This is a genomic window from Acidiphilium sp. PM, from assembly GCF_000219295.1.
In the GTDB taxonomy this organism is placed as follows: Bacteria; Pseudomonadota; Alphaproteobacteria; order Acetobacterales; family Acetobacteraceae; genus Acidiphilium; species Acidiphilium multivorum.
Genome location: NZ_AFPR01000584.1, coordinates 1 through 4790, shown reverse-complemented (window position 1 = coordinate 4790; position 4790 = coordinate 1). Strand labels below are relative to the sequence as shown.

Genomic DNA, 4790 nt, shown 5'->3' with positions numbered 1-4790 from the left:
TGAAATATGGATTTCTTATCATATTCCGTCCCTGCGTGCCGGTCTAACCTCCTTTTCCCATTCATTCCTCTTCATCGCAGGAGTCATCATGAAATCCATACTCATCACCGGCTGCTCCTCGGGCTTTGGCCTGGAGACCGCGAAATACTTCCTCGAACGCGGCTGGCGCGTCATCGCCACCATGCGCACCCCGGATGACAGCGTTATTCCCCCTGCCCCCAATCTGTAGCTGTTGAAGCTGGATGTGACAGACCAGAGCAGCATCGCGCAGGCCATCACCGCGGCTGGGAATATCGACGTGCTCGTGAGCAATGCCGGCATCGGCTGGCTGAACGCGCTCGAAGGCACGCCGATCGACATGGTCCGACGCATCTTCGAAACCAATACCTTCGGTACCATGGCGATGATCCAGGCCGTTCTGCCGCAATTCCGGGCGCGCAAGTCCGGCACCATCATCAATGTGACCTCGACGGTTACGTTGCGCCCGCTGCCGCTGCTCTCGGTCTACACGGCCAGCAAGGCGGCGGTGAACGCCTTTACCGAATCCTTTGCGCTGGAGCTTGAGCCTTTCAACATCAGGGTGAAACTCGTTCTCCCCGGCCTCGCCCCGGAGACCCGCTTCGGTGACAATGCCCGCGCCCTCACCCCGGATGCGCTGGCGTTTCCTGAACCCTACGCCCCGCTGGGCCAGGCCGTCATTGCAGGCCTCGTGGGCGCGCATGAGGAATTCACTCGGCCCTTGGACGTCGCGGCGGCTATCTGGCGGGCCGCGACGGATGATGCCGCCCCAACGCGCATTCCCGCCGGGGCTGACGCCGTCACATGGTCAAAGCAAGTCTGATGATCTGATTAAGATGTGGCGCGGCGTAATGACTTTCCCAGGCCATGCCGCCGGCCTTTGACCCGGATCGCCCTTCCAAGCCATGGCCGCCCGGTGTAGACGCCGGCCCGGCCAGGCTGGAACATCATCCCCGCAAGCACCGCGACTTTGTCGGAAGTCCGTTTTCCGCAGCTTCGGGTTCAAAAACAGTGAATTTCAGCGTCACACATCCAAGCGGGCTGATGAATCGGCCGCAGCGATGAGCCGCTGATGGAGGAACCGGCCAATGGCGTTCAGGGATTGCTCAGCCGCAAGCAAGCGGTCGAGGGAAGACTGGAAGACGTGGGGCATACCGTTCCAGACCACTAGCGTGACGTCCACGCCGGCTGCCCGCGCCCGATCCGCGTAGCGGACGGAATCGTCGAGCAGGACCTCATCTTCGCCGACATCGATACGGATCGGCGGCAGACCGCCAAGCCGTGCGTAGAGCGGCGATGCCCTGGGATCGGTGGCTACCTGCCCTTGCAGGTAAGCGTCGGCGAAGGCCTGGAGTGTCCCACGCGTGAAGATCGGGTCCGCCTCGGCGCGGGTTTCGAAGCTGGCGCCGGTGAGAGCGAGGTCGCTCCAGGGCGACATCACGGCCGCCGCGACGGGTTGCAAAGTTCCCCTCTTCCTTTCGTCCGCGAGGATCGACAGCAGTGCCAGCGTCAGGCCACCGCCTGCAGAGTCGCCCGCAACAACAATCCGTTCGGCTCCGTCTGCGACGAGGCCCCGATGGGCGGCGACCACATCGTCGATTGCGGCTGGGAATGGATACTCGGGGGCAAGCCGGTAATCGGGCACGAAAGTATCGGCGCCGATCCGCGTGGCGATCTGCCCGGCGAAGCTGGTAAATGCCCGGGCCGAGCCAAGCATGTAACCACCACCATGCAGGTAGAGCATCCGTATCGCAGGCTGCGCCGTGTCCGGGCGAAGCCAGAACCCTTTGATGCCGCCGACCGTCGCCGGTTCGATACGTATCCCCGCCGCAGGGGAGGTAGCGGCGAGCATGGCGTCGAATATCGGCCGCGCCTCTGGGCCGAGGACCTCGCCCTTATGAGGTGACGCAGCCTGCCGCATCGCGGCTACAGCCGCGGCGTCCTGAGGAAGAAGGGGATGAATGTCGGTCATGAACCGTCTCCTTGTTTGACGTATGGCCCGGCACTCAGCCCTTCGCCCACTGGGTGGCGGCATCCTTGGCAAAATCCGCGTAAGAGCGGGGTGCGCGACCAAGCAGCTTGGCAAGATGAGCAATGTCGGCAGCTGTCGCCGTGGCACCGTCCGTCTGATAGCGACCGAACATCAGACGCAGGTCGAGCGCGTGCCACGCGGGCAGCATGGCTTTCATCCGCTGCTCCATCACGGTGAGATCGTCGCCGCCATAGCGAATGGCGCGGCCGAGTGCGTCGCTCCAGATCGCCGCGAGACCTTCTCCGGTCAGGCTGTCTGGGCCGACCAGTTCATAGATCTCGCGACCAATCGGTGCGGGTGCCTGGTCCCGGCGGAGCAGTTCGATGGCAGCGGCTTCACCGATATCGCGGATATCGACCATCGAGACCCCCTTCGAACCGATCGGCGCGGCATAGGTGCCGAACTTCAGCAGCGGGTCTTTCTGGCGAAGGTCGTTCTGGATGAAGTAGGCCGGACGCAGGATTGTCGCCGGCAGGTCCAGCGCCTCGATCATCCGCTCGATCGTGTGCTTGCCGGCGAAATGCGGCACGTCGGCATAGGTCTCGCCCTTGAACACCGACAGATAGACGATGCCCTTGACGCCGGCCTCGCGCGCGACCGTCAGTGTCAGCATGGCCTCGGTCAGCTCATCGGCAACATTGGGAACGAGCAGGAAGAGTGTGCTTACTCCCTCGAGTGCCGCGCGCACCGAGTCGATATCGGCGAGGTCGCCGCGTACCGGCGTAACGCCGGAGGGAAGCGACGCCTTGCCAGGCGAGCGGGTGAGCGCGCGGATATCGGCCCCGCGCTCATGGAGATGGGCCAGAACCTGGGCGCCGATCGTGCCGGTGCTACCTGTAACGAGAATGCTCATGATGGGTACTCCTCTGGTGGCTGCGGAAATCCATCCGCGAGAAGGAGCAAAAATAGCTGTTCCATTTTTAGCTGACAGCCGCCATGTTTGAAACAGATCATCCCAAAGACGGAACACCTTATGGACCTGCAAGCCCTGTCCGATTTCAATCTGGTGGCCACCCATGGCGGGATCGGTCGCGCCAGCCGGGCTTCTGGCCGGTCGAAGGCGACGCTGTCGCGCAAGGTCGCGGAACTGGAGCAGAATCTCGGCGTGCGGCTGATCGAGCGCGGCTCGCAGAGCCTGCGCCTGACCGAAGAGGGACGCGCCCTGCATGAGCGCACCTGTGGGCCGCTTGACGAGATCGCGGAAGCACGCGAGGCGGTGGTGCTGGGAGCTTCCACCCCGCGCGGTCGGCTCAGGGTCAGCATCCCGGTCGTCATCGCGCATATGGCATTCGGTCGGATCGGCGCGCGTTTCGCCCTCACCTATCCGGACGTTCAGCTCGAGATCGTCGCCGAGGATCGCAAGGTTGACCCGGTGGAGGACGACTATGATCTCGTCATCCGCGTTGATCCAGCGCCGGACGACCGACTGGTCGGCCGCCGGTTCCTGAATGACGAGCGCCTGATCGTGGCGCCGCCGGACTTGCCGCGGGCTACGAGCCATTCAGCGGCGATGGGTGAACTTGCCGTGCGGGCGGTGGTGTTGACCACGACGCCGCCGGACATCACCTGGCGGCTCCGCGCCAATCAGGGATCTGATATCTTTATCAAGCCGGAGCCTGTGCTGCGGCTGTCATCGCTGTTGATGGTGCGCGACGCGGTGCTGGCCGGCGCCGGGGCTGCGGTGTTGCCCAAAATGCTTGTCGCCGACGATGTCGCGGCGGGCCGCCTCGTCCTTTGGGGACCAGTGTCCGAACCTCCAGTCGAGCTCTGGGCGCTACAAAGTTCCCGCCGGCTTGTCGGGGCGAAGGTGCGCGCCTTCCTGAACGTCGTGGAGAAATCCTTCCCAGACAGGGCATTTCTGCCGCCTGCGTGACGCGGGTGCGTCGGCTCCGACGCACATTCGGAAATAATCGCCAAGAAAATGCAACCGCCCCTGAAGGGTCAGCGTGCAAGAAAACGTTCGAGATTGCTGCGGACGATAAGGCGGTGGAACGGGGCGATCGTCATCAGGTACACGCGGCCCGGCAGATTATGGCAGTGCACGGCCGTGGTAATGATAAGGACGCGCTTCTCCTCGTCCGTCGTGACCCGCACCAGGACTGAGGCTCTAAAATCGAGGTGCCGGTCGTCTTCCCCCAGCACAAGCTCCCGCTCCGAACGCGCCAGGACCGGAAAGAACGCCACGGTCGCGCGACCTTCGGACTCGGCATCCTGCCGTATCCGCCGAGAGGATTTTACGCCGCCCGCCGAGACGACGGCGTCGCGGAGGCGGAGCAGCACCCGAAACCAGGCCGGCGGGTGTTCCAAGGCCTCGCGCGCCAGGGCCTCGATATCATGGGGCGCCTCATCGGGCAGCATGATGGCATAGGCGTCGACCAGATCCGCACCGACAAACCAGTCCGCAATAGCGCTCTCGGCGGGCGGCCTGACGAGATTTGCTCTCTTGCCAGGCGTTCGAGGCGAACCTGGCGCGGAACACAGACGCATAGAAGGTAGCACGGGAGTCTCCTCAGGAATGCTGAGGGAGACGTTCATATCAGCCCCGTCCCTGCTCGACCAGTTCCAGCGCGGGCACACCAACGAGCGGTGCCAGCTTTTGCTGGATTGCAACGATTCCGGCCAGCAAAGCCTTCAAAACGCTTACAACCGCGTCCCGGCCGACGAACGGCTCAGGGAGGAATGGGCTCCTGAGAGTGACGTCCGGGTCGAGATATTTTTCCAACGCCACCGAAGCCTTCGC

Annotated in this window: 5 protein-coding genes and 1 pseudogene; 2 read left to right on the top strand and 4 right to left on the bottom strand. The window is 63.6% G+C overall.

Features of this window, described 5'->3' with window-relative positions; all coding sequences use genetic code 11:
* The first annotated feature begins 88 nt into the window (after positions 1–88).
* Positions 89–841, top strand: a pseudogene (locus APM_RS18920) (SDR family oxidoreductase).
* Positions 842–1042: 201 nt separating this feature from the next.
* Here the strand turns inward: APM_RS18920 and APM_RS18915 are convergent.
* Both APM_RS18915 and APM_RS18910 read right to left on the bottom strand, forming a co-directional pair.
* Positions 1043–1990: an alpha/beta hydrolase gene (locus APM_RS18915; protein WP_007424999.1), complete on the bottom strand. Its 948-nt coding sequence runs from the start codon at positions 1988–1990 to the stop codon at positions 1043–1045.
* A 34-nt stretch (positions 1991–2024) separates the two neighbouring features.
* A complete protein-coding gene (locus APM_RS18910) occupies positions 2025–2903 on the bottom strand; it encodes an NmrA/HSCARG family protein (RefSeq protein ID WP_007424998.1) in 879 nt (292 codons plus the stop codon).
* A 120-nt stretch (positions 2904–3023) separates the two neighbouring features.
* On the opposite strand from APM_RS18910, the gene APM_RS18905 reads away from it, so the two are divergent.
* Positions 3024–3923: a LysR family transcriptional regulator gene (locus APM_RS18905; RefSeq protein WP_007424997.1), complete on the top strand. Its 900-nt coding sequence runs from the start codon at positions 3024–3026 to the stop codon at positions 3921–3923.
* Positions 3924–3991: 68 nt separating this feature from the next.
* Here APM_RS18905 and APM_RS18900 read toward each other — a convergent pair whose 3' ends face one another.
* Complete coding sequence (locus APM_RS18900) at positions 3992–4585, bottom strand: DUF2867 domain-containing protein (RefSeq protein WP_241763221.1); 594 nt, start codon at positions 4583–4585, stop codon at positions 3992–3994.
* Between the two features lies 1 nt (position 4586).
* The coding region (locus APM_RS22130) for a hypothetical protein (protein WP_039889285.1) at positions 4587–4790 on the bottom strand (204 nt) is incomplete at its 5' end.

Coding starts and splice junctions, on each gene's coding strand:
- APM_RS18915 (WP_007424999.1), bottom strand. CDS start 1,990: ATGACCGACATTCATCCCCTTCTTCCTCAGGACGCCGCGGCTGTAGCC.
- APM_RS18905 (WP_007424997.1), top strand. CDS start 3,024: ATGGACCTGCAAGCCCTGTCCGATTTCAATCTGGTGGCCACCCATGGC.
- APM_RS18900 (WP_241763221.1), bottom strand. CDS start 4,585: ATGAACGTCTCCCTCAGCATTCCTGAGGAGACTCCCGTGCTACCTTCT.
- APM_RS18910 (WP_007424998.1), bottom strand. CDS start 2,903: ATGAGCATTCTCGTTACAGGTAGCACCGGCACGATCGGCGCCCAGGTT.